The organism is Acinetobacter sp. ANC_7654, assembly GCF_056779855.1.
The window spans coordinates 128,512-154,567 of sequence record NZ_JBWYIR010000001.1 but is presented as its reverse complement, the minus strand read 5'-3'; the positions used below and the strand labels follow the sequence as shown (position 1 = coordinate 154,567).

At 37.2% G+C, this 26,056-nt stretch carries 26 protein-coding genes and 3 tRNA genes; 14 read left to right on the top strand and 15 right to left on the bottom strand.

Annotation, left to right across the window (positions count from 1 at the left end):
* The first annotated feature begins 35 nt into the window (after positions 1–35).
* The 3 genes from AC1M86_RS00770 to AC1M86_RS00760 all read left to right on the top strand — a co-directional run bounded on the left by AC1M86_RS00770 (position 36) and on the right by AC1M86_RS00760 (position 2,282).
* On the top strand, positions 36–1,475 hold the full coding sequence (locus AC1M86_RS00770) for a M48 family metalloprotease (protein WP_481607018.1): 1,440 nt from the start codon (positions 36–38) through the stop codon (positions 1,473–1,475).
* A 9-nt stretch (positions 1,476–1,484) separates the two neighbouring features.
* Entirely contained in the window at positions 1,485–1,856 is a 372-nt protein-coding gene (locus tag AC1M86_RS00765; RefSeq protein ID WP_481607017.1) for a GFA family protein, read from the top strand.
* Between the two features lie 63 nt (positions 1,857–1,919).
* Positions 1,920–2,282 carry a hypothetical protein gene (locus tag AC1M86_RS00760; RefSeq protein ID WP_481591206.1) on the top strand — a complete coding sequence of 121 codons (363 nt, stop codon included), beginning with the start codon at positions 1,920–1,922 and terminating at the stop codon, positions 2,280–2,282.
* A 112-nt stretch (positions 2,283–2,394) separates the two neighbouring features.
* On the opposite strand, the gene AC1M86_RS00755 is transcribed toward AC1M86_RS00760, so the two are convergent.
* Both AC1M86_RS00755 and rpsU read right to left on the bottom strand, forming a co-directional pair.
* Positions 2,395–2,841 carry a GatB/YqeY domain-containing protein gene (locus tag AC1M86_RS00755; protein ID WP_035268744.1) on the bottom strand — a complete coding sequence of 149 codons (447 nt, stop codon included), beginning with the start codon at positions 2,839–2,841 and terminating at the stop codon, positions 2,395–2,397.
* A gap of 33 nt (positions 2,842–2,874) precedes the next feature.
* Positions 2,875–3,090 carry a 30S ribosomal protein S21 gene (gene rpsU / locus AC1M86_RS00750; RefSeq protein ID WP_001136722.1) on the bottom strand — a complete coding sequence of 72 codons (216 nt, stop codon included), beginning with the start codon at positions 3,088–3,090 and terminating at the stop codon, positions 2,875–2,877.
* Between the two features lie 144 nt (positions 3,091–3,234).
* On the opposite strand from rpsU, the gene tsaD reads away from it, so the two are divergent.
* A complete protein-coding gene (gene tsaD / locus AC1M86_RS00745; RefSeq protein WP_481607016.1) occupies positions 3,235–4,251 on the top strand; it encodes a tRNA (adenosine(37)-N6)-threonylcarbamoyltransferase complex transferase subunit TsaD in 1,017 nt (338 codons plus the stop codon).
* A 46-nt stretch (positions 4,252–4,297) separates the two neighbouring features.
* Here tsaD and AC1M86_RS00740 read toward each other — a convergent pair whose 3' ends face one another.
* From AC1M86_RS00740 to AC1M86_RS00730, 3 genes are all read right to left on the bottom strand, one after another.
* Positions 4,298–5,245, bottom strand: coding sequence for an aldo/keto reductase (locus AC1M86_RS00740; RefSeq protein WP_481596882.1), 948 nt, complete (start codon positions 5,243–5,245; stop codon positions 4,298–4,300).
* Between the two features lie 153 nt (positions 5,246–5,398).
* Positions 5,399–5,926 carry an Ail/Lom family outer membrane beta-barrel protein gene (locus tag AC1M86_RS00735; protein WP_092766154.1) on the bottom strand — a complete coding sequence of 176 codons (528 nt, stop codon included), beginning with the start codon at positions 5,924–5,926 and terminating at the stop codon, positions 5,399–5,401.
* A gap of 152 nt (positions 5,927–6,078) precedes the next feature.
* Positions 6,079–6,633, bottom strand: a complete 555-nt coding sequence (locus tag AC1M86_RS00730) for a DUF4385 domain-containing protein (RefSeq protein WP_481607015.1) — start codon at positions 6,631–6,633, stop codon at positions 6,079–6,081.
* Positions 6,634–6,961: 328 nt separating this feature from the next.
* Between AC1M86_RS00730 and AC1M86_RS00725 the strand changes: the two genes are divergently transcribed.
* On the top strand, positions 6,962–7,840 hold the full coding sequence (locus AC1M86_RS00725; RefSeq protein ID WP_481607014.1) for a LysO family transporter: 879 nt from the start codon (positions 6,962–6,964) through the stop codon (positions 7,838–7,840).
* Here AC1M86_RS00725 and AC1M86_RS00720 read toward each other — a convergent pair.
* On the bottom strand, positions 7,769–8,533 hold the full coding sequence (locus AC1M86_RS00720; protein ID WP_481607013.1) for a hypothetical protein: 765 nt from the start codon (positions 8,531–8,533) through the stop codon (positions 7,769–7,771). The genes AC1M86_RS00725 and AC1M86_RS00720 overlap by 72 nt on opposite strands.
* Positions 8,534–8,731: 198 nt before the next feature.
* Here AC1M86_RS00720 and AC1M86_RS00715 point away from each other — a divergent pair, with 198 nt between their 5' ends.
* Positions 8,732–9,739: an IS1595 family transposase gene (locus AC1M86_RS00715; RefSeq protein WP_481607012.1), complete on the top strand. Its 1,008-nt coding sequence runs from the start codon at positions 8,732–8,734 to the stop codon at positions 9,737–9,739.
* A 685-nt stretch (positions 9,740–10,424) separates the two neighbouring features.
* On the opposite strand, the gene AC1M86_RS00710 is transcribed toward AC1M86_RS00715, so the two are convergent.
* Positions 10,425–11,297 (bottom strand): ATP-binding protein, encoded by an 873-nt coding sequence (locus AC1M86_RS00710; RefSeq protein WP_481591202.1) that lies wholly within the window; start codon positions 11,295–11,297, stop codon positions 10,425–10,427.
* A 205-nt stretch (positions 11,298–11,502) separates the two neighbouring features.
* On the opposite strand from AC1M86_RS00710, the gene AC1M86_RS00705 reads away from it, so the two are divergent.
* The 5 genes from AC1M86_RS00705 (at position 11,503) to AC1M86_RS00685 (ending at position 14,268) form a co-directional block, all read left to right on the top strand.
* Entirely contained in the window at positions 11,503–13,047 is a 1,545-nt protein-coding gene (locus tag AC1M86_RS00705; RefSeq protein ID WP_481589806.1) for a DUF3336 domain-containing protein, read from the top strand.
* The gene (locus AC1M86_RS00700) at positions 12,983–13,840 is read left to right on the top strand and encodes a protein kinase domain-containing protein (protein WP_481607011.1); all 858 of its coding nucleotides are present in this window, start codon (positions 12,983–12,985) and stop codon (positions 13,838–13,840) included. Before AC1M86_RS00705 ends, AC1M86_RS00700 begins: the two co-directional genes overlap by 65 nt.
* A gap of 108 nt (positions 13,841–13,948) precedes the next feature.
* Positions 13,949–14,033: transfer RNA gene (locus AC1M86_RS00695), tRNA-Leu, on the top strand.
* 38 nt (positions 14,034–14,071) lie between these two features.
* Positions 14,072–14,145, top strand: a tRNA-Trp gene (locus AC1M86_RS00690).
* Positions 14,146–14,183: 38 nt separating this feature from the next.
* Positions 14,184–14,268 (top strand) — tRNA-Leu (locus AC1M86_RS00685).
* Between the two features lie 155 nt (positions 14,269–14,423).
* Here the strand turns inward: AC1M86_RS00685 and AC1M86_RS00680 are convergent.
* Both AC1M86_RS00680 and gloB read right to left on the bottom strand, forming a co-directional pair.
* Positions 14,424–14,627 (bottom strand): hypothetical protein, encoded by a 204-nt coding sequence (locus tag AC1M86_RS00680; protein WP_035267651.1) that lies wholly within the window; start codon positions 14,625–14,627, stop codon positions 14,424–14,426.
* A 252-nt stretch (positions 14,628–14,879) separates the two neighbouring features.
* Positions 14,880–15,611, bottom strand: coding sequence for a hydroxyacylglutathione hydrolase (gene gloB, locus AC1M86_RS00675; RefSeq protein ID WP_481591199.1), 732 nt, complete (start codon positions 15,609–15,611; stop codon positions 14,880–14,882).
* Between the two features lie 225 nt (positions 15,612–15,836).
* On the opposite strand from gloB, the gene AC1M86_RS00670 reads away from it, so the two are divergent.
* Positions 15,837–16,223 carry a DUF4951 domain-containing protein gene (locus AC1M86_RS00670; protein WP_481595486.1) on the top strand — a complete coding sequence of 129 codons (387 nt, stop codon included), beginning with the start codon at positions 15,837–15,839 and terminating at the stop codon, positions 16,221–16,223.
* 39 nt (positions 16,224–16,262) lie between these two features.
* Here AC1M86_RS00670 and AC1M86_RS00665 read toward each other — a convergent pair whose 3' ends face one another.
* From AC1M86_RS00665 to AC1M86_RS00650, 4 genes are all read right to left on the bottom strand, one after another.
* Positions 16,263–16,958, bottom strand: coding sequence for a methionine ABC transporter permease (locus tag AC1M86_RS00665; RefSeq protein WP_035267644.1), 696 nt, complete (start codon positions 16,956–16,958; stop codon positions 16,263–16,265).
* Complete coding sequence (locus tag AC1M86_RS00660; protein ID WP_179998301.1) at positions 16,955–17,980, bottom strand: methionine ABC transporter ATP-binding protein; 1,026 nt, start codon at positions 17,978–17,980, stop codon at positions 16,955–16,957. Before AC1M86_RS00660 ends, AC1M86_RS00665 begins: the two co-directional genes overlap by 4 nt.
* 71 nt (positions 17,981–18,051) lie before the next feature.
* Positions 18,052–18,921, bottom strand: a complete 870-nt coding sequence (locus tag AC1M86_RS00655) for a MetQ/NlpA family ABC transporter substrate-binding protein (protein WP_035267639.1) — start codon at positions 18,919–18,921, stop codon at positions 18,052–18,054.
* Between the two features lie 363 nt (positions 18,922–19,284).
* Positions 19,285–20,367: an AraC family transcriptional regulator gene (locus AC1M86_RS00650; protein ID WP_051586576.1), complete on the bottom strand. Its 1,083-nt coding sequence runs from the start codon at positions 20,365–20,367 to the stop codon at positions 19,285–19,287.
* A gap of 219 nt (positions 20,368–20,586) precedes the next feature.
* Between AC1M86_RS00650 and AC1M86_RS00645 the strand changes: the two genes are divergently transcribed.
* Complete coding sequence (locus AC1M86_RS00645) at positions 20,587–22,002, top strand: cytochrome P450 (RefSeq protein ID WP_481607010.1); 1,416 nt, start codon at positions 20,587–20,589, stop codon at positions 22,000–22,002.
* Positions 22,003–22,221: 219 nt separating this feature from the next.
* Positions 22,222–23,010, top strand: coding sequence for a hypothetical protein (locus AC1M86_RS00640; RefSeq protein ID WP_481607009.1), 789 nt, complete (start codon positions 22,222–22,224; stop codon positions 23,008–23,010).
* A gap of 58 nt (positions 23,011–23,068) precedes the next feature.
* Here the strand turns inward: AC1M86_RS00640 and purD are convergent, their stop codons facing one another.
* Together purD and purH are read right to left on the bottom strand one after the other, a co-directional pair.
* On the bottom strand, positions 23,069–24,352 hold the full coding sequence (gene purD / locus AC1M86_RS00635) for a phosphoribosylamine--glycine ligase (protein WP_481607008.1): 1,284 nt from the start codon (positions 24,350–24,352) through the stop codon (positions 23,069–23,071).
* Positions 24,353–24,481: 129 nt separating this feature from the next.
* Positions 24,482–26,056: a bifunctional phosphoribosylaminoimidazolecarboxamide formyltransferase/IMP cyclohydrolase gene (gene purH / locus AC1M86_RS00630; RefSeq protein ID WP_481607007.1), complete on the bottom strand. Its 1,575-nt coding sequence runs from the start codon at positions 26,054–26,056 to the stop codon at positions 24,482–24,484.

The following is a 26,056-nucleotide window of genomic DNA, read 5'->3' as shown; positions in this document are numbered from 1 at the left end:
TATAGTCGATGGAGTACACTTTTAGGAATACAGGTTTGAAGAAGATCATTTTGGCTTTATTGATAGCGAGTTCGAGTTTTTCAGCGGTGGCTGATGAACTCTACAGTGCCAATAAAATTCAATTTGAAGTGCCTGATATTAATAGTGGTGTTGGATTTATCGATCAACAAAAAGAAAAAATGATCGGTGAAAAAGTCTATCGTCAAGTACAGCAACAACTTCCAGTGTTAAACAATGTTTGGTTGGAAGATCAATTTATGGCTGTATTCCGAAAAATTATTGCGCAAACACAGTTGGGTCAACCAATTGCTTTGGTGATTGTAAATGATCCACAAATTAATGCCTTTGCTGTACCTGGTGGTTTATTTGCATTGAATAGTGGGTTAATTACGTCGGCAAAGAATATGGATGAAGTTGCGGGTGTGGTTGCTCATGAGGTGGCACACGTCTCGCAAAGACACTACAGCCGTTCTCAAGAGGCTTTTAAAGGGCAGGGATTGCTTGCACTCGCTGGTATCATTGTGGGTGCTGCAATTGCATCACAAGCTGATGGTAATGCAGGTGCTGCACTGATGATGGGAACGCAGGCTGCATTGGTGGATCGACAGTTAAGTTATAGTCGTAATCAAGAGCGTGAAGCAGACCGTATTGGAATGCAATTGATGTATCGTGCCGGATATAACCCGTACAGTATGTCTGAGTTTTTTGAAACCATGAATCGTGCGACTCCAAAAATTAGTTATCTTCCTGATTTTTGGTTAACACATCCTTTGACTACTCAGCGCATGAGTGAGGCACGTTTACGAGCAGATCAACTTCCTAAAGTTCCGTATAGCAACACACTCTCTGAGTTTGATCAGATCAAGTGGTATACCGCAGTTGTGACCAATCAAACCAATGAGGAACAGTTAAAGGGAGTGGTGAGAGCAAATGCATTGGCTGGAAGAATTGCACTGTCTGCTTTTTATTTAAAGCGTGGTGATTTTGATCTAGCACAAAAAGAAATTGAACTTGCTAAGAAAATCCAGCCAAATCATCAACTTATCGCGCTTATTCAAGCAGATATCTACTTGGCGACCAATCAATTTGATTCTGCGCAGGAAACGATATTGGTGCGTCAACGAATAACACCTGAAAATCGTGCTTTAAGTTATAAATTAGCTGAAATTTATATTCGACAGGGAAATTTTGTTGCTGCTGAAAGGTTGGCGAATAAATTTATCCAAACCAATAATCGTGATACGCAAGCATGGTTCATTCGACAACAAGCGGCAAATTTAGATATTAAAAATCCTTTACGTACTGTAAATGTATTGCGATATCGGGCTGAAGTTGAATATTGGAAGGGAGCGGAAGAGAATGCGATTCGCTCACTCATTCATGCTCAGCGTTTAGCCAAGGAAAATAACTCTATGAGTGCAGTCATCAATCAAAGACTGCGGATGATGCAGGATGAGCGTCAACAAAAATTATAAGAGGTTTAAATGATAAAAGGTCAATGCTTATGTGGAAAGGTGCAATATATTTATCATGGTGATCTTGAGAAAAGTATCTTGTGCTATTGCAAGCACTGTCAGTTGGCTCAAGGCGGTTTTACTGCATGGAATAGCCCGATCCCGCTTGAAAACTTCGAGTTAATTTCTGGTGAAGATATGCTTAAGTCTTATTTTCATACCGAGTTAAAGGCAAGAGTATTTTGTGGTGAATGTGGAAGTCCTTTATATTCACATCGACTTGATTTACCAGGAATTATACGTTTAAGGCTCGGTTCTGTGGTTGAAGGGAAAATACCGCCACCTTATGAAGAGTTTTTCCAGGAATACAAACCTAACTTTATTGAAACTATTCATTCTTAGTGATTAGATTCTTTTAGAATGATGAATGAATAAATATTTTAAATTATGTGATTGAATCTAATAATGAAATTGCCACTATTTTTTATGATGTTGTTTGGGGCAGGGGTGTTCACTCATGCGGAAACACTTCCTGTTAAATTTACACAAGAAATTGAAGTTGTATCACAAAAATATAATGCCGATATGAGGCATTTTCTAAAAATGCTAGCACCAAATACAACACATTTTAGCCTTGATCAGACTCAAAGATATTGTGTCATTGTTGGAACTTATGTCGATGGTTTTTATCAGGTGGTGGATAAATATCGAAAGGATTTACCATTTTCCTACTCTAGAATGAGTAAACAGGATGTTGTTGAGAAAGTGAAGCGATCTAAAGAAATGCAGATTTTACAAAGATATAATATTCAATGTGAGTTTAAATAATCAGAAAGTGAAAAACTAAAAGTATTGTTGTAATAAAATCGGGGATACGTGATTTAGATTGGACTATTTAATGACATTATTAAATAGACCAAATCAAACATAATACGAAAAGTTAAGAAAGTTGAGCTTTAATTTTACTCGAAACTTGTGCAGGATCGGCACGTCCGGCTATGATCGGACGTAGAGAATTCATCACCTTACCCATATCTTTCATGCTAGTAGCTTGTTGCGCAGCAATCGTTTGCGCAATAATTGAATCAAGTTCTTCCTCAGTCATAGCTGCTGGTAGAAATTGAGATAAAACCTCAACCTCGGCTTGTTCCTTACTAGCTAAGTCTTGTCGATTAGCGCTTTCAAAAGCTTTAATCGATTCTTTACGTTGCTTGATTTGTTTTTCAATGACCGCGAGAACTCGACTATCATCTAGTTCTACGCGTTCATCGACTTCGATTTGCTTAATTGCTGCTTGGAGACTACGAATCACCGTTAACTTATCCATTTCTTTAGCACGCATTGTTGCTTTCAAGACGTCAGTAATTTGGTTTTTTAAAGTAGTCATTTATATATCCGAGCAGTCAATCACAAATTAATCTTAGTAAAGGCGAGTAGTACGTACTGATTCACGCGCCAATTTTTTTTGGTAGCGTTTAACAGCAGCAGCTTTTTTGCGCTTACGTTCTTGAGTTGGTTTCTCGTAGAATTCACGTTTACGAACGTCAGCTAAAACACCCGCTTTTTCGCATGAGCGTTTGAAACGACGGATAGCTACGTCTACTGGTTCGCCTTCTTTCAATTTAACTTGTGGCATGAAGAATCCTCTAGTTTATGGATAAGACTAAGCGCCGAATTGCGCTGAGTCACAAGTGAAGGTCAGTATTTTACTCATTTACATCTCATATCACAAGTCTATAATAGCTTTAGCAATATTTTGAAATGGGTTAAAGGCAATTTAATGATCGTTTTAGGCTTAGAAACGTCGTGTGATGAAACTGGTCTCGCACTCTATGACAGCGAAGTCGGCTTAAGAGGACAGGTGTTATATAGTCAGATTAAATTGCATGCTGAATATGGTGGAGTGGTACCTGAATTGGCATCCCGCGATCATGTTCGTAAATTAATTCCTTTAATCAATCAATTGCTTGAAGAAAGTCAAATCAAAAAATCTGAGATTGATGCGGTGGCTTATACACGTGGTCCAGGCCTAATGGGTGCACTCATGACTGGAGCATTATTTGGTCGTACGCTTGCATTTGCGTTAAATAAACCAGCGATTGGTGTGCATCATATGGAAGGGCATATGTTGGCGCCTCTTTTATCAGCTACTCCACCGGAATTTCCGTTTGTCGCTTTGTTGGTCTCGGGTGGGCATACACAATTAATGGCGGCATATGATATTGGTCATTATGAAATCTTAGGTGAGTCGATCGATGATGCAGCGGGTGAAGCATTCGATAAGGTTGCTAAGATGATGGGGTTGCCTTATCCAGGCGGTCCAAATATCTCTAAACTTGCTGAGCAAGGTGATGCCACTGCTTTTGAATTTCCACGCCCTATGTTGCATCAAGGTTTGGAATTTTCATTTAGCGGCTTAAAAACAGCAGTTTCTGTCCAAATGAAAAAATTAGGTGAAGAAAACCGAGACGCTGATATTGCTGCGAGTTTTCAAGAGGCTATTGTTGATACATTGGTCAAAAAATCAGTTAAAGCATTAAAACAAACTGGTCTTAAGCGTTTGGTCATTGCTGGTGGTGTGAGTGCCAATAAGCGTCTTCGTGAACGTCTTGAAGCAGATTTAGCTAAAATAAAAGCTCAAGTATATTATGCTGAACCAGCTTTATGTACGGATAATGGCGCCATGATTGCTTTTGCTGGATATCAACGCTTAAAAGCAGGACAGCATGATGGCTTAGCCGTGACAACGACGCCACGTTGGCCGATGACGGAACTCAAAAAACCTACTGAAGCATAAATGTTTGGTCCCGAGAAAAAAGAGGCTTATAGCCTCTTTTTTATATTTACATTATTGAAAGAATTTGCATGTCTTCTGGTGAGAGTTGAAGATTCACTGCATTTGAAAATTGGGTAATTTGTTCAAGGTTTGTTGCACTGGCGATTGGTGCTGAAATATGCTTTTGCGCAAGTAACCAAGCCAAAGCTACCTCAGCAGGTGCCGCATTGTGGCGCGATGCCACTTCTCTGAGCTTATCTAAAAGGTTTAAGCCTCGCTCATCAAAATATTTTACAAGCGTATCTGCACGTTGACGCCCTTGAATATTGTCTAATGACGAATATTTCCCAGATAGAAATCCACTAGCCAGACTATAAAAACTTACGACACCAATTTGATGGCGTTCACAAATGGGTTGCAGTGTTTGTTCGAATACATCGCGATCGTAAAGATTATATTCAGGTTGAAGAACCTGATAATGTTGCACACCAATCTTTTGTGCAGCTTGAATAGAAGCGTCTAATTGATCAGCTGAAAAATTAGAAGTGCCATAGGCACGAATTTTTCCTTGATCTTTGAGCTTTGAAAATGCTGATAATGTTTCCTCATGAGGTGTGTTTTCATCAGGCCAGTGTGCAAAATAAAGATCAAGATAATCTGTTTTCAAACGGCTTAGAGAGTCTTCAACTGCTTGCATAATCCATCGTTCAGATAAACCTTGATGGCCGGGAATCCCCATATCTAAACCGACTTTAGTAAATAGCACGATGTCTTCACGTTTACTTGGATTTTGTTTTAACCAATTACCAATGATTGTTTCTGACTCGCCACCATGATTGCCTGGTGCCCAAATGGAATAGAAGTCTGCTGTATCAATGGTGTTAAATCCACGCTCATACAGTGCATCTAAAATTTTGAAACTTTGTTTTTCATCAACCGTCCAACCGAATACATTTCCTCCGAATACGATGGGTGCGATGAATAAATCAGTTTGTCCAAGTTTTCTTTTTTGCATGAAATATCCTAGGTAGAATAATACGACTTATTCTAGCTATATAGGATTCGTCTATTTCTCGCTATCCAAATAATGTATAAACATTATCCAATGATTTTGACAAAAAAAGAGGCAAAAAGCCTCTTTTTTAATTCTCTATGTATTCAAGCAGAATCAGAAACGATAACCTGCGCTGATGTTGAACCCATCAAATTTAGCCCCATCAACTTTAGTACCTTCATAACCGATATTGATCGCATATTGCGGAGCAGGATTAATATTAATACCAACACCATATGCAAACGCTGTTTCACTTAGATCCATGTTTTCGTATATGTTCAAGGCGCGATATGAACTTTCAACTTTTGAATGCGCGATCCCGACAACACCATAAACACTGAAATTCTCATTAAGACGATATGCAGGGCCTGCTAGCAAAGAAAAATGTTTTACATCTGTATCTTGGCGTTCACCTGGTTCAATCCAAGTTTCATCACCAGTTTGATACGACATTGTTGCCATAACGCTTAAAGGAGTCTCGAGTTCATAGCGATATTGAGCGTGAACACCGCGAATATCAAACGCATTTTCAATTTCAGACTGAGCATAACCCAATGAAACGGTGTGTTGTTGGGCAAAAGTTGTCGTTGTTAAAGTGGTCATCGAGAGGATTAAACCCAATTTTAAAAATTTAGTTATCATGGCGCATGCTCATTATTTGTGATTTGTTTATCTTTAAATGCAAAAAATGGTGATCATTTTTTGGTAAATGCTATTGTACTTTCTATTTTTCTATTGTAAATAAAAATTAAAGAAATAGTTTTGTTTGTATTATAAATGGTGTGAGAATGTATTTATTGACTCGCAATTGAGTTTTGAAATCGTTCTTTTAATGCAATATAGTGGGAATGCTGTTTAGCTTCATCCCATTTCACTTTAAAAATTCGTGCTGCTGCAGCCTTAATAGGGTCTTCTTGTTGGCGTGGTAGTTCTTCACGCCCGTGATCACCACTTAAACCTTTTTTGTCATTAGGTACAGGACCTTTATATTTTTTTCCACCTTTATGGTTTGCATAACGTCTCGCTCGGGTATAACCCATTTGTAAAAATTTACGAGCCATATCTGCACCGACAAAATCATCGACTGCTAAATATTCAAGAAAGAGTTGATAAATCTTATTAGAACTCTCTCTAGCTTTATCTTCATCTGCAAATTTCCAAAAGGGCAGAATTTCAGATTTGTAAGGTTCGACGAGTAATACACCCTGTTCACCACGACCAATTCGATAGAGTTCCGGTCTCTCTCTGAAATTAATTTTTTTAAAGTCCAAAGAGTAGTCAAAACTTTGAGAATAAACACGAGTGCTTCTATGTGGGATGGTATCAAGGTCTTTATGATTGTAAGCCATCACATTCTCTTTAGTACTTTTAAAAATATATTAGGTGATTTGAAATGAAAAACGATTATAGAATTGTGAGTGAAATTTTAAAAATCTGATTAGTTGTTTTAAAGAGATGCGCTAGCACGCTGAAAGATTGAAATTGAACTTTATTAGAATTCAACGCCACGAAGTCAACTATGGTCGATAGCTGGGCGAAATTAAGTTTTAAAATTAAAACCTAGCAGCCAAAAGTGATGAGACATGACGATGCTCTGTAAGAAACATTTTGTCATATTAATTTTATATCTATGGATTAATCTAAGCGATACGTATAAAAATAATTTTGGAAGTCTGATTGGATCTTATCATTATCATTTTTGGCTATCTATATGGTCGCAAATTTCATCCCAAAAAGTACATTGAACAAGTATTTTTTTTAGCCCTGATTTTATTTATATTTTTTTGCACTGTTTACGCAGCGCCAAACCTACTCGCATTAGAAAATCCTAAAGCTGTTTTGAACAAGTTAGTTTTTCTTGGAATCGGGGTATGCGTATTTACTTACTGGTTTAGTTCTCTATTTTATAAGAAGAAACAGCAGGAAAACAGTAAACGAGGCACAATCCAAATTAAGGACATCATTAAAATATTGACAGTTTATCTTTTGCTTAGTTTGGTATTTGTGGGAGGTATCTTCACTTATCGAATGGATTTAATAGATGAGCAAATAGCTTTAAGTATTCAAAACGTGCTTATCTACATTATTCTATTTTTGATCGGAGTTTTTATATCAGCCTCTAACATCAAAACATTGCAATGGCATGATTTAAAACTCCCAATCATAATGGTATTGGCAAATACAATATTTGCCTACTTTATGCTGATAATTTGGAAGGAAAGTGCTGTATTGCTTTCTGGATTCGGTTGGGCAAGTCTGTCTGCTGCGATGATTTCACAAAAACTAAATCCCTTATTGGCAGTTCAAGCTTTAATTGTGGATATGATTCGAGGATTGATTTCCATCATTTTTCTACAGCTTTTTGGAAGACATCAACCACAAGCAGCAATTAGCACCACAGGTGTACTGTCCTGTGATGCATTCTTACCGATGATTAAGCAACATTGTGGTAAGCAATATGTGCTAGATGCGTTTAAAGCGGGACTATTGTTGTCGCTGTTTTGTCCATTGAATATATTTATTGCGATTCATTTTACCCAAAGTGTGACAAGTTAAACGGTAAAACACCTCAAAGACAGTGATTTTGGCAATCACTAACATACCATCACCATTGATATATCCGGCATTGTGATTCAAAAAAAATGCAGCATCCTCATTCATGTTATCGTGTTCATGCTTACAACCGCGTGTTCCTCCAAGGCCATCGTTATAAATAAAAACATGGCCAGATTTTGAAAGTTGATAATTGAATTGCTGAGAGAATAGGGTGCAAAGGTCTTGCATTTCTGTATTGTTATCGAGGTTTAAGCGAGTAGGCCATGTATTTTTTTTGAAAGCATATCGTGTAATTGCACGATAACTTGAGGGATGTAAACACACAGCAAAAAAATACGATGGTGCTGGGTGGCGGAGCATTTGAGAAATAATGAAATAAATGTATTGGAATTTTAACAGATTTGATTTTCGATAGGCGCTAAGAAGACCTGCTTGACCACGAAAAACATTCATTGTCTTGTCATTCTTTTTGACTTCATAACGTTGCATACATAAAAATCCAACAGGTTTTTCTTCATCAAAATAGATCAAAACCCGTTTGCTTGCAGCAGCATCAGGGGCATAGGCTTGAGCAATGTCATTCAAATCACAACCCTCTGGTGTCATGAAGATCGCTTGATGAAGCATTTTTAGTATATTTTGAACTTCTGGGAATTGTGTATGTTGGTTACTATATTTTTTAATTTGAAGCATGGATGCAGCCTTTTTCTATAATTATTTGCGTCCCTCATACTATTTTTGAATTGTTAAGTTTGGGTTACATTAATTTTTTTGAAAACAAAAAATGGTTGTTATGTTATATTGTTTTGGCTCTGTTTTAAGCAATCGTTGATTGCATAATATTTGTACGATACAGTTGGTGTTAAGCGATTCTTAGCAAGGTGATGCGTAATGGATGTTACTAAAGACATAGATGTTATAAAGCAACTATTTAGCAATCTTTCTGAGCATGATAAACGAGCTTTCTTATTGTCTGTATCAGTGCAAGATAACATTAAAAAAGTTATTCAACCTAAAAAGATTTCTCAATGTTTGCATTGCGAATCTACACATTTTGTAAAAAATGGAAAAGAAAATAATAACCAACGCTATTTATGCAGGTCTTGTAAGAAATCCTTTGTAGAACATACAGGTACTATTCTATATAAGACTCATAAAAATATGGATGTTTGGGATAAATATATTGAGTGCTTTTTAGAGAAATACTCAATTCGCAAATGTGCTCGAATTTGTGAAATTAACATTGCAACAGCATTTGCTTGGCGACATAAAATACTTGATGCCTTACAAAAAATGATGGATGAAGTTGAATTATATGGAGTGGTACAGGCAGATGAAACATATACAACAGTATCTTATAAAGGCAATCATAAACACTTTAATTTGCCACGCCCATCACATCATCGTGGGACAAAAGCAACTAAACGTGGAATATCTAAAGAACAGGTTTGTGTTACCTGTAGTGTAAATCTAAGTGGACTGTCTATTGCTAAAATATCTAATTTAGGTCGTCCGACTCTATCTGATTTACAAAAGGTTTTAGATGGAAAAATTAAAACTGAATCAGTATTTGTTACTGATTCACTGCGCCCATATCAAAAGATATCAAATGATATGCATCTGAATCATATACGAATTGACACCAATAAACGCTCTAAAGGTATATTTAATATTCAAACCATTAATAATTATCATAGTCGCCTAAAAGATATGATTATTAATATATTTAAAGGGGTTGCAACAAAATATTTAAATAACTATCTTGTTTATCATAATTTCGTAAATTTCTCTAAAGATACGATTCAGAATAAGCATTCAATTTTAATTGAATTTATTAGAAATACTATCTGCTCAAGTAAATTCATTGACATCTCAAAAAGACCACCTATACCAATTTGATGTAGTTTGAATAAATGAAGCTGTTGGAATGTTATTATTAATATAAAAAATACTCTGAGGTTGAAGAATGAATAATTATGAACGCTTAATAACAGCACTATATTACTCAATAGGTGGGGTTATTCTTGGGCTTGGTTTAGCAATTTTTATATCATTTTATCTAAGCACCTCATTTAGTTCAGTTAAAATAGTTATTATCACCGTAATTTCCTGCTTTATTATCGGTTATTTATTTCCAAATATTATTGGAAATATATTTAGATGGATTTGGAAAATTTTCATAGACTAGGCTTTATGCATTATAAGCAATTGTTTTGTAAAAAATTTATAAATAAACCATGAACTTTGCAACTAAAAAATCATAGTTTTCTTTACTAAATCAACGTATTCTTAAAACAGAGCCATTGTTTTAAATTTAAATTATTTTTTTTAATTCTTATTTAGTCAATAAATTTTATTTAAATTAATAACCTAAAGTAATATTTGAGCTTTTTTTTATTTAAAATTTTTTGATATCGATATAGAGCAATGAGTTAAATTATTAATTTTATCTTTATAATTATTCATGAATAATTTATCAACTTTTATCGTAATAAAAGCTAATAACTTAGATTAAAGAGTGAAAGTCGAGAAACTAAGACGTTATTCCATCTTAGTTTCTTATTGCAGAAGCTGATGTAAATGCTTAATCACGCTTTAATTGAGTAGAGCCGATCCAATGTTTTGAAAATTGGAATGCAGAACGACCTGAGCGTTGACCTCTGGCTTGGCACCAACGTAGCGCTTCAGCACGTACTTCAGGTGTCATTTCAATACCAGATTTTTTTAAATAGTGCTCTACAATCTCTAAATAAAGATTTTGATCCATCGGGTAGAATGAAAGCCAAAGACCAAAACGATCAGACAATGAGATTTTTTCTTCGATCGCTTCTTGCGGATGTAATTCAGTATATTGAGGCACGTCTACTTTAGTGATCGGGGTGTTTTCATGCATAAATTCTGGGAGTAGGTGGCGGCGGTTACTGGTCGCATAAATAATAAAGTTGCCAGAACCTGACTCTAGTGAACCATCTAACACACTTTTTAAACTACGATAATTTTCGTCTTCAGCATTAAAGGCTAAGTCATCACAATACACGATAAATTTTTCGGGACGACCTTCAATAATTTTTTGTATTTCTGGTAGGTCTGACAGATTATCACGCTCAATTTCAATGATGCGTAAACCACGGTCAGCATATTTTGACAGTAAAGATCTTACGATAGATGATTTTCCGGTTCCACGAGATCCAGTCAATAAAATATCGTTTGCAGGTAAACCTTGTAAAAATTGTTCAGTGTTTTGCAGTATTTTTTCTTTTTGTTTTTCGATACCTTTTAAATCATCAAGATGAATTATTTTAGGTTTTTGAATGGGGATCAGCCGTTTATTTTGCCATTTGTATCCTAGTGCTGAGAAATCAATTTCCTGACTCGGTTCAGATAATGTGTGATTAAGTTGGTCAATAAGTTGAGAAATTTTTGTTAACAGTTGATCTGGTAGTTCTAGAGTCGCCATAGGTATTCGTGAAATACAATTCAATAAAATCAAGTTTAATCTACATGATGACGACAGCGATGTGAACTGATCTAAGGGATAAATCTATGATGACTGGTCGATACAAGAAATAAATTTTATTAAGTTGATTATTTTCTGCTTTTTTTGCATAGTTTAAAAACTGAACAAAACTAATTGAACTAATAAAAATCAAAGGACTAGCTCAATGATTTTAGGCACTCGTAGTCAAATTAATCCGCATCAAGCGTATCGAATTAAAAAAATGCAACATGAGCTTGAACGTGCGGAGAGCTATGAAGAGTGGAAAGACATTGCCTTAAAGCTGGATGAGGAGACGGGCGCTCAGGAATGGAAGTTTGATAATACTTCACCCTATTTTGATGCTGAAATTATATCGCATCGTTTAAATCTCTTACGCCGTTACAAGCTGAATCATCGTGTAATTGATCTGATCTATATTTTGCGAGAAGGCCTGAGTCATGATGTCGCCAATATTGGTCATCCTATGCTGTTCACACAAACATATATTGGCACTAAAAAACTTATTGAGGACTATATTGAAGAGGTTTCACAGAGTTTAATTTATATCGCTTCAAATGAATGTTCGGGTTTGACGTATCAAGAAAAATTTGATTTTTTTAAAAATTGTCAACTGACCTATGGTCAACCTGCAATGATGTTTTCGGGTGGGGCCTCATTAGGTTTGTTTCATACAGGCGTGTGTAAGGCGCTGATGGAACAAGATTTGATGCCGAAAGTTTTATCAGGTTCGAGTGCTGGTGCGTTGATGACGGCGATGTTAGGCGTTTCTGATCAAAAAGATATTGATCAGCTGCTGACAGGAGAGAGCTTTTATAGTGAAGCATTCCATTTCAGAAGTTTCAAAGAGTTGCTTAGAGGAAATGGTGGTATTGCTGATGTGCGATATCTTAAGAAATTTTTAGTGGAAAATTTAGGGGACTTAACGTTCCAAGAAGCGTATGAAAAGTCTGGACTTGATATTAATATCAGTGTCGCACCTTATGATGTCGCTCAGGAAGATGCTCGTATCATGAATAAATATACTGCGCCAGATTTACTGGTATGGAGTGCAGTATTGGCATCATGCGCGGTTCCTATCTTATTTCCTCCAGTTCGACTGACCAGTAAGCGTTATGATGGGGTGCATACACCATACTTGGCAAGTATTCGTTGGGTGGATGGCAGTGTGAGAAGTGATTTTCCACAAGAGAAAATGGCTCGTCTCTACAATATTAATTACACCATTGCCAGTCAGGTGAATCCACATATTGTGCCATTCATGCAAAGTGATGCGGAGCGTTTTAGAACAGATCTACTCAGCTGGCCGCAACGTTTAGTGCGTAAACATGGTAAAACGATTGCGATGGATGTCATGAATTTCACTCGTGACCGAATGGGCAGTGTGCCGACGATTAGACGACTATTGGATCACGGTTATGGTATTGTTGATCAGCGTTATTATGGTGATTTAAATATTGTAGGTAATTACAGCCTACGACATTATCATTATATGCTACAAAATCCGCGACCTCATTTGTTTAAAGTCCTTCAAAGAGAAGGCGAGCGGGCAACTTGGTCTAAACTGTCCAGTATTGAAACACATGCGCGCATAGGAAAAACCATTGAACATTGTTTGGATATGCTGACGCAACTGAAACAGCAAAATGAATCTCTCGAAAAACAATCTACAGTGGCAAACCATTCAGCCTCTGCTCAGGCAACCAGTTAATTCTGAACAAAGTCAGCAGTATGGTCGTCTAATTTATTGTATCGAAATAGACGACCAAACATATTGGGTTAAGCGACAACAGCAGAGTATCAGTTCACAGCATGAGCAGTGGTTCGACAATGAGATAAAACACTACCAATCACTCAGTACTCGCTCTTCAAAGATCTTAGTGCCGTTTGAGATCGTGTATAACGAAAACAGTAGATTCAATACACCTACATCAACACATGATTCTTCATCATTAATTCTGATTGAAAATGCGGCGCCGCTATTTGAAGTAGAAAATTCCGTCTATACTCAAATGCAGACCTTCTCACACAATGAGTTTTCAAATGTGGTCAATTTATTATTACATAGTCTAGATGCAATACTATCTATTCATGAGCAAGGATTGGTCCATGCAGATCTCAAAAGAGAACATTTTAGAATAATGAATGGTCAACCCAAATTAATTGATTTTGAACAGATGTTTCACTTGGAGTGCCATCCTCAAGTTTCTACACATGGAACACCAAGGTATATGGCGCCTGAGTTGTTTCATGGTGAGTCAAAATCACAAGCATCAGATATATATGCACTCGGTATTATTTGGTTAGAATGGTTAAATCAGTACTCAATCCGTAAAAAAAGCTATATAGATTGGGCAAAATGGCATTGTCAGCAATTAAAAGTTGAAATTATTAGGCCTTTTTCTGACTTAACACCAGTACTCCAGCAGATGTTGATGAAAAATAAATCACAAAGATTGAACAATATTTATCAATTAAAACAGTTATTAAGCGAATTTGTTTAAACAAAAACCAGTAAAATGGATAATTGTTTTATATTTAGTCAAACAATAAGGTTTTTCAAAAAAAGGGCTTGTCATGAGATAATGATCTCTATAATATACACAGCCATCGGGGACGTGGCGAAATTGGTAGACGCACTGGATTTAGGTTCCAGCGCCGCAAGGTGTGAGAGTTCGAGTCTCTCCGTCCCCACCAAGTAATTTACTAGGTGGAACGACCGAAGTAGGTGAAATAGAGGATTGGTGTAATGGTAGCATGACGGTCTCCAAAACCGTTCGTCAAGGTTCGAATCCTTGATCCTCTGCCAAGTTTTATGAAGCTCAGTAATATGATTGAGTATTCAAAGGGGACGTGGCGAAATTGGTAGACGCACTGGATTTAGGTTCCAGCGCCGCAAGGTGTGAGAGTTCGAGTCTCTCCGTCCCCACCATATTAAGGCAAGGTTTGATACCTTGCTTTTTTATTGCCTATATTTTTATATCAATACAGACTGAAATATATAAATATAAAAAAATCGCCTACAAAGAGGCGATATTAATATTTAGATGATCTATTTAGTATTCATTCCGTTGAATTAAGGTGAGATTAAGCTTTTAAGTGATCCTCGAATTCTTCACCTAATTGCATTGCCAGAGTATTTCCAGATAAGTCACATGTCACTAAACCATATTCTTTTTTAAAACTGAAAGTGAAGCCTTGGTTATCCTTTAAATTTCGAACGGAATAACCTAATTTTTCTAACCAAATTCTGAATGCAATTAAATTTTTTGCTTTGACCACTTTCTTCATGAGACAACTCCTTTGACTAATGAAATATTAATAAGGTTAATGATGTTGTTTTTAAAGGGCTTTAACCTAAATTAATGTAAATATATTTTAATTCTATAAAAATGTATATATTTCATGCAATTAAAAGAAAGAATTTGATCATGTTGTTAAAGCTTTAAGATAAAGAAGAGAATGTATTGTCTGAAGGGTTTAAAAACTGAGCGAATATCGCTCAGTAATGAACACCTGTAATTTGAACAGATAATGCTAAATTTAGAAATTATCTTTCATTTCCCGAATACGTTTAAATTCTTCAGCACTGTTGACGCGCAAGAAAGGATTGGTCTCAAGTTCAATTTCAATGGTGGAAGGTAAGGTTATTTGATTTTGATCTCGAAGTTTCTGAACTTGCTCAAATCGTTCTTGCAGTGCCTTATTCTCAGGTTCTACTTGCAAAGCGAATTGTGCATTTGAGAGCGTGTATTCATGGGTACAGTAGACTTGAGTTCTTGGAGGGAGCGCTGACAGTCGGTTAAGTGATTGATACATTTGTTCAGCCGTTCCTTCAAAAAGGCGTCCGCATCCCATTGCAAATAAGGTATCTCCACAGAATAAACTGTCAATTTCATCTGCAAATATTGCGATATGACCTAAGGTGTGGCCAGGAACAGCGATGACGTCAAGTTTTAAGTCATTAAAATAAAATTCATCATCATGATTGAGTGGACAACTGATAAATGGAATTTTAGATAATTCTTCACGTGGACCATAAACTTCAATATTTTTTTCCGCGATTAACTCTGGCACACCACCAATATGGTCTTTATGCCAGTGGGTAAGCCATATTTGCTTAAGTGTTAAACCATTCGAGTCACAATAGTTGACCACCAAATTGGCTTCTGTAGGGTCTACCACTGCAATTTCTTGGGTTTCAGTATCTTCAATAATCCATATATAGTTTTGTAGCGCATTGTTAACATCAATTACGCGAACTTGATAACGCATCCTAAACGATCCTAAAGCATGTGACTTATTTGATCTCATCCTAGATCAAGCTTATCAAATTGTAAAATTCACCCAAATTTTAAACAGCGATGTATTGTAAATATTGATTTCGAATTTGATGAGGTGCATTGTTGTTAGCTTAAGATTATCTGATCTGATGAACTAATTTCGAGTAAAAAGTAAATGATGATAAAAGTGAGATTGAGTGCTTGCATCAGCGCAGTGATGAGTTCGATTGTTCTTGTTGGTTGTATGCAAAACTCTCAAGTTGGTCAACTGCAAAAGTCTCAATTATACGAGCGTCCAAGCAGCTGTAAGGTCAATGAGACAATCGAACGTAAAGCGGTTCCTCAAACACCCAACCAAATGAGCCTTCCGAGTTTTGGGCAAGGGGTTATCGGTTGGGCAACAGGTCCAGAAGGTGCTCAAGCACGTTTAGAAAGTGTATCTAAGCAAGACATCCATCAGTTTAAAGCACAAGGTGTTAGTTTGGAAATGATACGCGAATGGCAAGCGTTTTATACGCATGAAGCAAAGCGTAATCCATGCAATCGGACTGCGCCGTTACGTGCGCAATTAATGGAAAAAATCGCTTCACTTTGGATGGATTGATATTAAAAAAGATCTCATTTGAGATCTTTTTTAAATTTACTATCGCATTTTGGCGAGTTTTTCACCTGTCATTTGCACCAATTGAACTAATACTAAAAGCACAATGACGGTGAGTATAACGACACTGGTATCAAAGCGTTGATAACCATAGGAGATCGCAAGATCACCAATGCCGCCTGCACCGACCGCACCAGCCATGGCTGTTGCACCAATTAAGCTGATTGCAGCTGTAGTTAAATTGAGAATGAGGGAGCTACGCGCCTCAGGCAGAATAAACTTGAAAATAATTTGCAGGGGTGTTGCGCCCATAGCTTGCGCTGACTCCACGATACCTTCGTTGACTTCAAGGAGTGAAGTTTCAACCAGACGACCAATATAAGGTCCTACATAAATGGTTAAAGGAACAATAGCTGCCCATGTCCCAATAGAAGTACCCACAATCATTTTTGTCAGTGGAATAACCGCGATCAGGAGGATAATAAACGGGAGGGAACGTAATGCATTCACAATAGGGTTTAATCCATAGTAAATCACACGATTGGCTAAAATCCCGTTTGGTCGTGTAACAAGTAGAGTTATCCCTTGAATTAAACCCCAAATCGTACCGAATAGCATTGCAAAAAAAACCATATGAAAGGTTTCTTGTAGGGCTGTCACAAATTGATCAATTGAAAGCGAGCTTTTCCAAAAAGGTTCAGTAATTTCTGTTAGCCATTGAACAATCATATCTCTCATGCACGTACTCCTGATTGCTCAACTTTAACGCCATGTTGTTGGAAAAAGCTGATGGTTTCTTGAATAATGTCTGGATCACCCAGTAATTGCACAAACATTTGCCCAATCACAGCGCCATTAATTTCGGTCATGTTGGCAAATAAAATATTGAGACTAATATCAAATCGTTTAATGGCAGCTTGCACAACCGTTTCTTGGGCCGAAGTACCTAAGAACTGCAAGCTATAAATACTGTGGTGATTTTGATTTTCTAAGTTATTTAAAATATTGATAGGTAATTGCTGCTGTAAAACAGTTTGAATAAATGTTTTGGTCGTCGGGTGTTGAGGTTGACTAAAGATATCGAGAGTACTGCCGTGTTCAATCACTTTGCCTTGCTCCATAACTGCAACAAAGTCGCAAATCGACTCAATAACATCCATTTCATGCGTAACCATAACAATGGTGATTCCTTGCTCTTGATTAATTTTTTTCAAAAGGGCAAGTACAGACTTTGTCGTTTGAGGATCAAGCGCTGATGTTGCTTCGTCACAGAGTAGAATTTTTGGATGATTGGCAAGTGCCCGAGCGATACCTACACGCTGTTTTTGACCACCAGAAAGCTCATCTGGAAAAGCATCGCGTTTATGTTTTAAATCGATAAACTCAAGTAGCTCATCTAAGCGTTTTAGACGCTCAGCTTTACTCCAGCCAAGGAGTTTCATTGGCATTTCAATATTGGCTGCAACGGTTTTGGTTTGTAGTAAATTGAAATGCTGAAAAATCATACCAATATTGGCGCGTTCTTGACGTAATTTTGAAGCGCTCAAAGCAGTGAAATCTTGACCGTGGATGATCATTTGACCTTGATTGGGTCTTTCTAGTAAATTGATCAAACGGATCAGTGTACTTTTACCTGCACCACTATAGCCTATAATTCCGAAGATACTTCCATCTGGAATCGTCAGATTAATATTGTCTAAGGCGTGAATAGTTTGGCCTTTAAGCTGATAATGTTTACTAATATTTTTAAATTCAATCATAACGTCAAGAACTATTAAAAATGAAAAACAGGCAAATTAAATTTGCCTGTTAAAAATACAGAAGTCTAGAATTATTGAGCTTCTGTGAGATATGTCGTTGGTTTATCAACATTAACTTTAGTGCCACCAAAGTTCTCTTTCACATATTGCTTAACCGCATCTGTATGATATAGCTGACCTACCTTTTGCAATACAGGATCATTCTGACGGCCTTCAGCTACAGCCAGTACATTCACATTCATTTTTGTACTTTGATCGATTGGCTCGTAGTAGATCGCATCTTTTAATACGTTCAAACCACCTTCCATTGCTAAGGTGTTGCCTAATACAATGGCATCCACTTCATCTTTCACACGTACCGCAGTTGCCATTTGAATCGGTTTGATGGTGATTTGTTTAGGATTCTCAGTTACATCAGAAGTAGTGCCTTTGACATTGTCAAATTGAGGTTTTAACTTTACTAAACCAGCAGATTGCAATAATAAAAGGGCACGTGATTCATTAGCACCATCGTTTGGAATTGCAATGGTCGAACCTGTTTTGAAATCATTTAAATTTTTAACTTTGCTTGAGTAAATCCCCATTGGCTCAAGATAAGTCGTAGATAATGGCGCAATTTTTTGAGTATTGGCATCATTGTATGCAACCATATACGCATATGATTGGAAGGCATTGATATCAATCTCTTTATTGGCTACCGCAGTGTTCATTGAAACATAATCAGTAAAGTTTTTAACATCTAACTTTAAACCTGCAGCTTCAGTTTCTGGTAATTTTGCAATGAACTTCCAGATATCTGCATCTGAACCTGTAGAAGCGATTGTAATGGTTTGAACTGAATCTTTATTCGTGTTGTTTGCAGCGGTTTCTGGAGCATCTTGTTTTGAGCATCCAGCGATACCCACTGATAGGCCCAAAACTAAACCAAGAATTTTCTTCATGATATTTCCTGAGTATGTTGAAACGATCTTCAACTTACATATGCAGTGAGGTGAATAGTGAAATGAACTGTCCTTGTTTCAAGAGCACTTCAAGCTATTCATCTGTTAGAGATAATTCGGTATTTAGCTATCAATTATTTAAGCATTGATAACAAAAAAGTTGGTTGATGATAACAATTTTTTTTTATTCAATATAGTGATGTTAATGAACTAGCTTAGCATAAAGCGTCATATACAATTTATGAGAATGTATAAATAAACTTTAAATATCATACTTATAATTTGAGTGTTTAAAATTAGAAAGACCCGTTATCAGCCGAACACCTTATAATGATTTAATATATCAATATGAAAAATATGGATTTAATTTAATTTAGAAATTTGCTTGGTAAGATCATTATTGTATTTCTGCCGATATTGGCTAGGGGGCATACCAAACCAACGCTTGAATGCTCGTCTGAAATTTGAGGCATCGTGATAATTAAGAAGCATACCAATTGTTTCAATCGTGAGTTGCGTATGCTCAAGAAAATAAGCACTTTGCTGTGCAAGCACCTGATCTTTGACCTCTTTAAAGGTTAAACCTTCTTTTTCTAAATGACGAGCTAAGGTTCGTTTGCTCATGAATAATGAAGCGGCAATCTCAGATTCATTTTTGGGATCTGATAAATGCTCAATCAGTATTTTTTTTACACGAAATTGGTAAGTATTTTGGGGTGTAAGAAGATCCTTAAGTACATTTTCACATTGTTTTTTTGCAATGAGATAGTTCTCCTGACTTGCTGAAGCATTAGGGATTTTACACACAGATAAAGGTATCTGAATGCCATCAAAAGATTGTGAAAATGCGAAATCACATTGAAAAATTTTTGTATAAGCAGCATGGTAAGCAGGTTTAGGATAGCTAAAAAGCAACTTCGCCTCAGTTAATGGCTTACCTAAAATAAATTCAGCACACTCTTTAAATACCACCATGCAAGACTCGATCATGCTTTGATATACAAGGGTGGAGCAATCGATATTAAATTGAATTTTACAATTCATCTGCTGATCACGCATTTCGAGAATGACTTCTGCAAATCCAATTCGAGTAGGTAGATAATGTTGAATCGCTTCAAGTGCAGCATAAAGGTTTGGGCAACTGTGCATCAAAAAGCCCATTGCGCCATGAGTCGTTGGTTTAAGGCGATGTCCAAGTTCTAAACCGAAATCGGGAACATCTGCCATGTTCAATGCATTGTCAAATATACGAATAAAATCAGATGCTGAAATCCGGGAATCTTCCTGTTGAATAAATTCAGCAGTCAGACATGTGCCATTCAATAAAGTTGGGAATACACGCAGCCCACCTCCCAATTGTTGCGCAATAATTCTGACATATGCGCAGGGAATCAATGCCCGAATTGCATTATCGTCCTGATTGCTATGTTCTATTCCTTTAGACATCATACTCAAGTCCAGATAGCGTGATATTGATCTTTCTTAAATCTAGCCTCATTAGAGCTGCTAATTTGAATTAAAAGAATGTCAAAAAATGACTTATTAATGTCAAAAAATGACCTGATTCTGTATTTTTTAAATTCTATGCTCAAACACAGATCATCAGCTTAATGGAATAAAGGCTGAATATAAATTTAAAGATGAGATCACATAGGACACATTGTCATGAATAATTTAGTCAAAAAAATGAATGCTGTTCGAGTAGATTTGGTGAATTTTAGCGCTCGCTATATTCCCTTAGAAAATCACATCAAAGCTGCCCATGTATACCATAAATTAAAAAGTAGCCTATTTAAGAATCCTGATTTTGATCAAATTGAAGAAATTCAACTTCCAGATCCAAATGTTTGCCCCTTACAAGAGCTTGATGTCAGTAGCCCTTTTTTATACAAGCAAGGTGTATGGAAGGATACTTTTAAGCGATTACGGAAAGATGCGCCGATACATTATCAATCAAACAGTTTATTTGGTCCTTTTTGGTCGATGACACAGTACGAAGATGTCATGTACGTTGATAAAAATCATCAGCTCTTCTCTTCAGAACCGATCATTATGTTGGGTGAGCAACCGCAAGGTTTAGAGCTTGAAATGTTTATTGCGATGGATCCACCGAAGCATGATATTCAGCGTAAAGCTGTGCAGGGGGTTTTTGTACCTAAAAACTTAAAAGACATGGAAAGCTTGATTCGGACACGTACCCAAGACGTACTTGATCACTTGCCTTTAAATGAAGCTTTCGACTTTGTAGATCGAGTTTCAATTGAGCTGACCTCAAGAATGTTGGCAACATTGCTAGATTTCCCTTACGAAGAACGCCGTAAATTGGTCTATTGGTCTGAAATTGCATCTTCATCCCCAGGTACGACAGGCGGCACGATGACCATTGAAAATACTTTTGATGGTTTAAAAGAGATGGTGAGAGATTTGTCTCAACTCTGGCATGATAAGGCTGCACGTATAAAAGCAGGTGAGGCTTCAAGTTTTGACTTGATGAGTATGCTTATTCGGAGTGATGAGACAAAGGATCTGATTCAGCGACCATTAGAGTTTCTGGGGAATTTGGCATTATTAATCGTAGGTGGGAATGATACGACTCGTAACTCGATGTCGGGCGGGGTTTATGCAATGCATTTGTTCCCTCAGGAATTAGACAAGCTGAAGAATAATCCTGATCTGTTGCCTAATATGGTTAGTGAGATTATTCGTTGGCAGACACCATTGGCGTATATGCGCCGTGTAGCGACTCAAGATCTAATTTATAAAGGTCAGTATATCCGTAAAGGTGATAAAGTTGTTATGTGGTATGCGTCTGCTAACCGTGATGAAACTGTGTTTGAAAATGCGGATGAATTTCGTATTGATCGTGAAAATGTGAAAAAACATCTATCATTTGGTTATGGAATTCATCGCTGTATGGGTAGTCGTTTGGCTGAGATGCAACTGACCATTCTGTGGGAGGAGATTCTCAAACGTTATGACAGAATTGAAGTGCTTGAAGAACCTGAAATTGTTCAGTCTAATTTTGTTCGTGGATATTCTAAGATGATGGTAAAGCTGCATCCAAAGTTAGAATCTAAATAGTCCATAATCCCTCATATTAGATGAGGGATGTTTTTATGTGTCGTGAAAAAGAGATAGGATTTGATCATAAATTATAACTCAAGCATCTACATACATTTGGATAAATGGGATGGTTTTAGTCTTTTGTCATTGGCAGAGGATCAGGCGAGGGGTTTGGTTGTTTTTCATCAATATAATATTATAATTCATTAATTTTTAATATAAAAATTAAATGAGGATGTGATTTATATTTATGAAATTATTGCTCCAGGTATTTGGCTTGATTATGAGGATCGAGAGTGGAGTTGGGAGGTTGAGAGTCTGCTTCGTTCTTTAGAAGGACAATTTTTTGAAGCAAATTTAGCATTAAATCTTTTTCATTCAATTGATCGTCAAGAATCGACATCTAAACAAGATTGGCTTCTAGATAATAAAAGAAGAAGTGAAATAAGGAAGCAAATTGAGGCTGAAATTCTTCAAGACGGTAATAATCATTGGAATTATATGGATGAGATCAATTTAAAAACTGAAGTTATTTTTAAAAGAGAAAAATGGAGTCAAGGGCATATACCTAGAGAATTTAATCATAATTTAGCATTTTTGTACGCACGAGCATTTTTATATGCTTTGGATACTTTCGATAAATTTCTTAAAGTTCTTTCTAACTATGAACTTGTTCCAATTGAAGTAAAAAATGCATATCAGAAAATGACGGAATGTTTCCCTAATTTACGTGGAGTTAGAAATACAGTTCAACATTTAGAAGATAGATCTAGAAGTTTAGGGGGAGGACGAAATCCAAAGCCTTTGGATTTAAAGCCTGTTGATAATGGCTTTATAAATGCTCCAAATGGTGCATTAATATTAAATTGTTTAAATGGTTCTAAGTACGGATCAACTATGGCAGATGGTCATTATGGTGAAGTAGATGTATCACCAGAATCTATGAATAATTTACAAATTATTTTGACAGAGGTTTTGAATGCTTTTAAATGGAAAGGCAGTCCTCAGCATAAGCCTAGTGCGTAGAACTAGTATTGTTAAAAAACCCCGAAAGAATCGGGGTTTTTGTTAATCTAAATTAAGATTAGGCATTTTCACGAGCAATGGCACGGTAACCAATATCTTTACGATATTGAACGCCGTCGAACGTTACTTTTTGGCAAAGCTCGAGAGCTTTTGCTTGTGCTTCACCAATCGTATTGCCCAGTGCAGTCACACAAAGTACACGACCACCCGCAGTCACGATATCGCCATTTTCATTGGCTTTCGTACCTGCATGGAATACTTTCGCATCTGCCATCACAGTATCTAAACCTGAAATGACATCGCCATTGCTTGAAGTTTCAGGGTAGCCTTTAGATGCAAGTACGATACCAACTGTTTTACGCTCATCCCATTCAGCTTCTGCAGGAAGTTTACCTTCAATACCTGCTTCAACTAAATCAACTAAAGATGATTTTAAACGCATCATAATGGGTTGAGTTTCAGGGTCACCAAAACGACAGTTAAACTCGATCACTTTAGGTTGACCTTGTTCATCAATCATCAAACCTGCGTATAAGAAACCTGTGTAAACGTGGCCATCTTTTTTCATGCCTTCAACAGTAGGGCGCATGATTTCTTTCATGGTTTTTTCAAACACATCAGCGGTTACCACAGGAGCGGGAGAGTAAGCACCCATACCACCAGTATTTGGACCTTGGTCGCCTTCAAAGATACGTTTGTGATCTTGTGAAGTCGCCATTGGTAAAATGTTGTCACCATCAATCATACAAATGAAAGATGCTTCTTCACCTGCCAAGAATTCTTCGATGACAACACGTGAACCTGCATCACCAAATTTGTTGCCTGCAAGCATGTCATCAATCGCATCAAATGCTTCTTGATTGGTCATGGCAACAATTACGCCTTTACCCGCAGCAAGACCATCTGCCTTGATTACGATCGGTGCACCATTTTTCTCAACAAATGCCTTAGCAGCATCGACTTCCGTGAACACGTCATAGAAAGCCGTTGGGATGTTATGGCGTTTTAAGAAGTGTTTAGCGAACGCTTTAGAGCCTTCTAACTGTGCTGCAAATTGGGTAGGGCCCCAAATCTTTACGCCAGCTTCACGGCATGCATCTACAACACCATTTACAAGTGGTGCTTCAGGGCCTACAACAATCAATTCAACTGCATTGTTTTTTGCAAAATCGATAATCGCAGGATTGTCTAAAATGTTCAGTGCAACATTTTCGCATTTTGGTTCAGTTGCTGTTCCAGCATTACCTGGAGCAACAAATACTTTTGCAACTTTTTCGTCTTGTGCGATTTTCCATGCTAAAGCATGTTCACGACCACCACTACCCAAAACTAAAATATTCATCGGTTCATACTCCATGAATCGAAAATGACATAAAGTCCTCAACCTAAAAATAGGAGAGGACTTTATGCAAGATTAAAAATCTATGTCTTTCAATGTAAATGACATTGTCATTACAAGTCTTACCATCAATTAGTGACGGAAGTGACGCATACCAGTGAAGACCATCGCAATACCCGCTTCATCAGCAGCAGCAATTGTTTCTTCATCACGCATAGAACCACCCGGTTGAATAATGCATTTGATACCTGCTTTAGCAGCATTATCAATGCCATCACGGAATGGGAAGAATGCGTCAGATGCCATTACTGCACCTTCAACAACTAAACCAGCATGTTCAGCTTTAATTGCAGCAATACGAGCAGAGTTCACACGGCTCATTTGACCAGCGCCTACACCAATTGTTTGACGGTTTTTAGCATAAACAATTGCGTTTGATTTAACGTATTTCGCAACTTTCCAAGCAAAGATCATGTCTTCGATTTCTTGTTCAGTTGGAGCACGTTTAGTCACAACTTTAAGATCATCTTTAGTAATCATACCTAAGTCTTGATCTTGAACGAGTAAACCGCCATTCACACGTTTGTAGTCCATTTGTGGAGCACGTTCGTCAATTGCTGGTAATTCGCCACATACGAGTACACGTACGTTTTTCTTAGCACCAGTAACTTCTAACACACCTTCAGCAACGCTTGGCGCAATAATCACTTCCACGAATTGACGGTCAACAATCGCTTGAGCAGTTTCAACGTCTAATTCACGGTTAAATGCAATAATACCGCCGAATGCAGATTCAGGGTCAGTTGCATAAGCAAGGTCATAAGCTGCTTTAATACCGTCTAAAGAGACTGCAACGCCACATGGGTTTGCGTGTTTTACAATCACACATGCAGGCTTAGCGAATGATTTAACACATTCAAGTGCTGCATCAGTATCTGCAATGTTGTTATAAGATAATTCTTTACCTTGCAACTGTTTAGCAGTAGAAACAGAGGCTTCAGTTGCAGCAGGGTCAACATAGAATGCAGCAGATTGATGTGGGTTTTCACCGTAACGTAAATCTTGAGCTTTATTTAATTGCGTATTGAATGTACGTGCAAATTGATCAGCTTGACCTTCTTCTTTACCAACGCGAGCGCCTAAGTAAGATGCGATCATACCGTCGTACTGAGCAGTATGTTCAAATGCTTTAACTGCTAAGTCAAAACGAGTTGCATATGAAAGTGAGCCTTCAGCTTTAAGCTCAGCAACTACAGTCGCATAGTCAGATGCATTTACAACGATACCTACAGACGCATGGTTTTTCGCAGCAGCACGAACCATCGTTGGACCACCGATGTCGATATTTTCAATCGCATCAGCAAGTGAGCAGTTAGGTTTTGCAACAGTTGCAGCAAATGGATAAAGGTTTACCACAACTAAATCGATCGCATCGATGTTGTGTTCAGCCATCACAGCTTCATCTAGACCACGACGAGCCAAGATACCACCGTGGATTTTCGGATGAAGTGTTTTTACACGTCCGTCCATCATCTCTGGGAAACCAGTGTGCTCTGAAACTTCGACTACAGCAATATTGTTGTCACGTAACAACTTATAAGTACCGCCAGTAGATAAAATTTCTACCCCTAGAGCAACAAGGTCTTGGGCAAATTCAACAATGCCTGTTTTATCAGAAACAGAGATTAATGCGCGTTTAATAGTCAT

Bases quoted from the DNA above. Each gene is read 5' to 3' on its own strand.
- AC1M86_RS00670 (WP_481595486.1), top strand. From the start codon at position 15,837: ATGAGTTCGATTGTTCTTGTTGGTTGTATGCAAAACTCTCAAGTTGGT.
- AC1M86_RS00730 (WP_481607015.1), bottom strand. From the start codon at position 6,633: ATGGCTTACAATCATAAAGACCTTGATACCATCCCACATAGAAGCACT.
- AC1M86_RS00760 (WP_481591206.1), top strand. From the start codon at position 1,920: ATGAAATTGCCACTATTTTTTATGATGTTGTTTGGGGCAGGGGTGTTC.
- AC1M86_RS00645 (WP_481607010.1), top strand. From the start codon at position 20,587: ATGAATAATTTAGTCAAAAAAATGAATGCTGTTCGAGTAGATTTGGTG.
- AC1M86_RS00660 (WP_179998301.1), bottom strand. From the start codon at position 17,980: ATGATTGAATTTAAAAATATTAGTAAACATTATCAGCTTAAAGGCCAA.
- gloB (WP_481591199.1), bottom strand. From the start codon at position 15,611: ATGCGTTATCAAGTTCGCGTAATTGATGTTAACAATGCGCTACAAAAC.
- rpsU (WP_001136722.1), bottom strand. From the start codon at position 3,090: ATGCCACAAGTTAAATTGAAAGAAGGCGAACCAGTAGACGTAGCTATC.
- AC1M86_RS00735 (WP_092766154.1), bottom strand. From the start codon at position 5,926: ATGATAACTAAATTTTTAAAATTGGGTTTAATCCTCTCGATGACCACT.
- AC1M86_RS00665 (WP_035267644.1), bottom strand. From the start codon at position 16,958: ATGAGAGATATGATTGTTCAATGGCTAACAGAAATTACTGAACCTTTT.
- purH (WP_481607007.1), bottom strand. From the start codon at position 26,056: ATGACTATTAAACGCGCATTAATCTCTGTTTCTGATAAAACAGGCATT.
- AC1M86_RS00715 (WP_481607012.1), top strand. From the start codon at position 8,732: ATGGATGTTACTAAAGACATAGATGTTATAAAGCAACTATTTAGCAAT.
- tsaD (WP_481607016.1), top strand. From the start codon at position 3,235: ATGATCGTTTTAGGCTTAGAAACGTCGTGTGATGAAACTGGTCTCGCA.
- AC1M86_RS00700 (WP_481607011.1), top strand. From the start codon at position 12,983: ATGAATCTCTCGAAAAACAATCTACAGTGGCAAACCATTCAGCCTCTG.
- AC1M86_RS00680 (WP_035267651.1), bottom strand. From the start codon at position 14,627: ATGAAGAAAGTGGTCAAAGCAAAAAATTTAATTGCATTCAGAATTTGG.
- AC1M86_RS00655 (WP_035267639.1), bottom strand. From the start codon at position 18,921: ATGAAGAAAATTCTTGGTTTAGTTTTGGGCCTATCAGTGGGTATCGCT.
- AC1M86_RS00720 (WP_481607013.1), bottom strand. From the start codon at position 8,533: ATGCTTCAAATTAAAAAATATAGTAACCAACATACACAATTCCCAGAA.
- AC1M86_RS00755 (WP_035268744.1), bottom strand. From the start codon at position 2,841: ATGACTACTTTAAAAAACCAAATTACTGACGTCTTGAAAGCAACAATG.
- AC1M86_RS00765 (WP_481607017.1), top strand. From the start codon at position 1,485: ATGATAAAAGGTCAATGCTTATGTGGAAAGGTGCAATATATTTATCAT.
- purD (WP_481607008.1), bottom strand. From the start codon at position 24,352: ATGAATATTTTAGTTTTGGGTAGTGGTGGTCGTGAACATGCTTTAGCA.
- AC1M86_RS00710 (WP_481591202.1), bottom strand. From the start codon at position 11,297: ATGGCGACTCTAGAACTACCAGATCAACTGTTAACAAAAATTTCTCAA.
- AC1M86_RS00705 (WP_481589806.1), top strand. From the start codon at position 11,503: ATGATTTTAGGCACTCGTAGTCAAATTAATCCGCATCAAGCGTATCGA.
- AC1M86_RS00650 (WP_051586576.1), bottom strand. From the start codon at position 20,367: ATGTCTAAAGGAATAGAACATAGCAATCAGGACGATAATGCAATTCGG.
- AC1M86_RS00740 (WP_481596882.1), bottom strand. From the start codon at position 5,245: ATGCAAAAAAGAAAACTTGGACAAACTGATTTATTCATCGCACCCATC.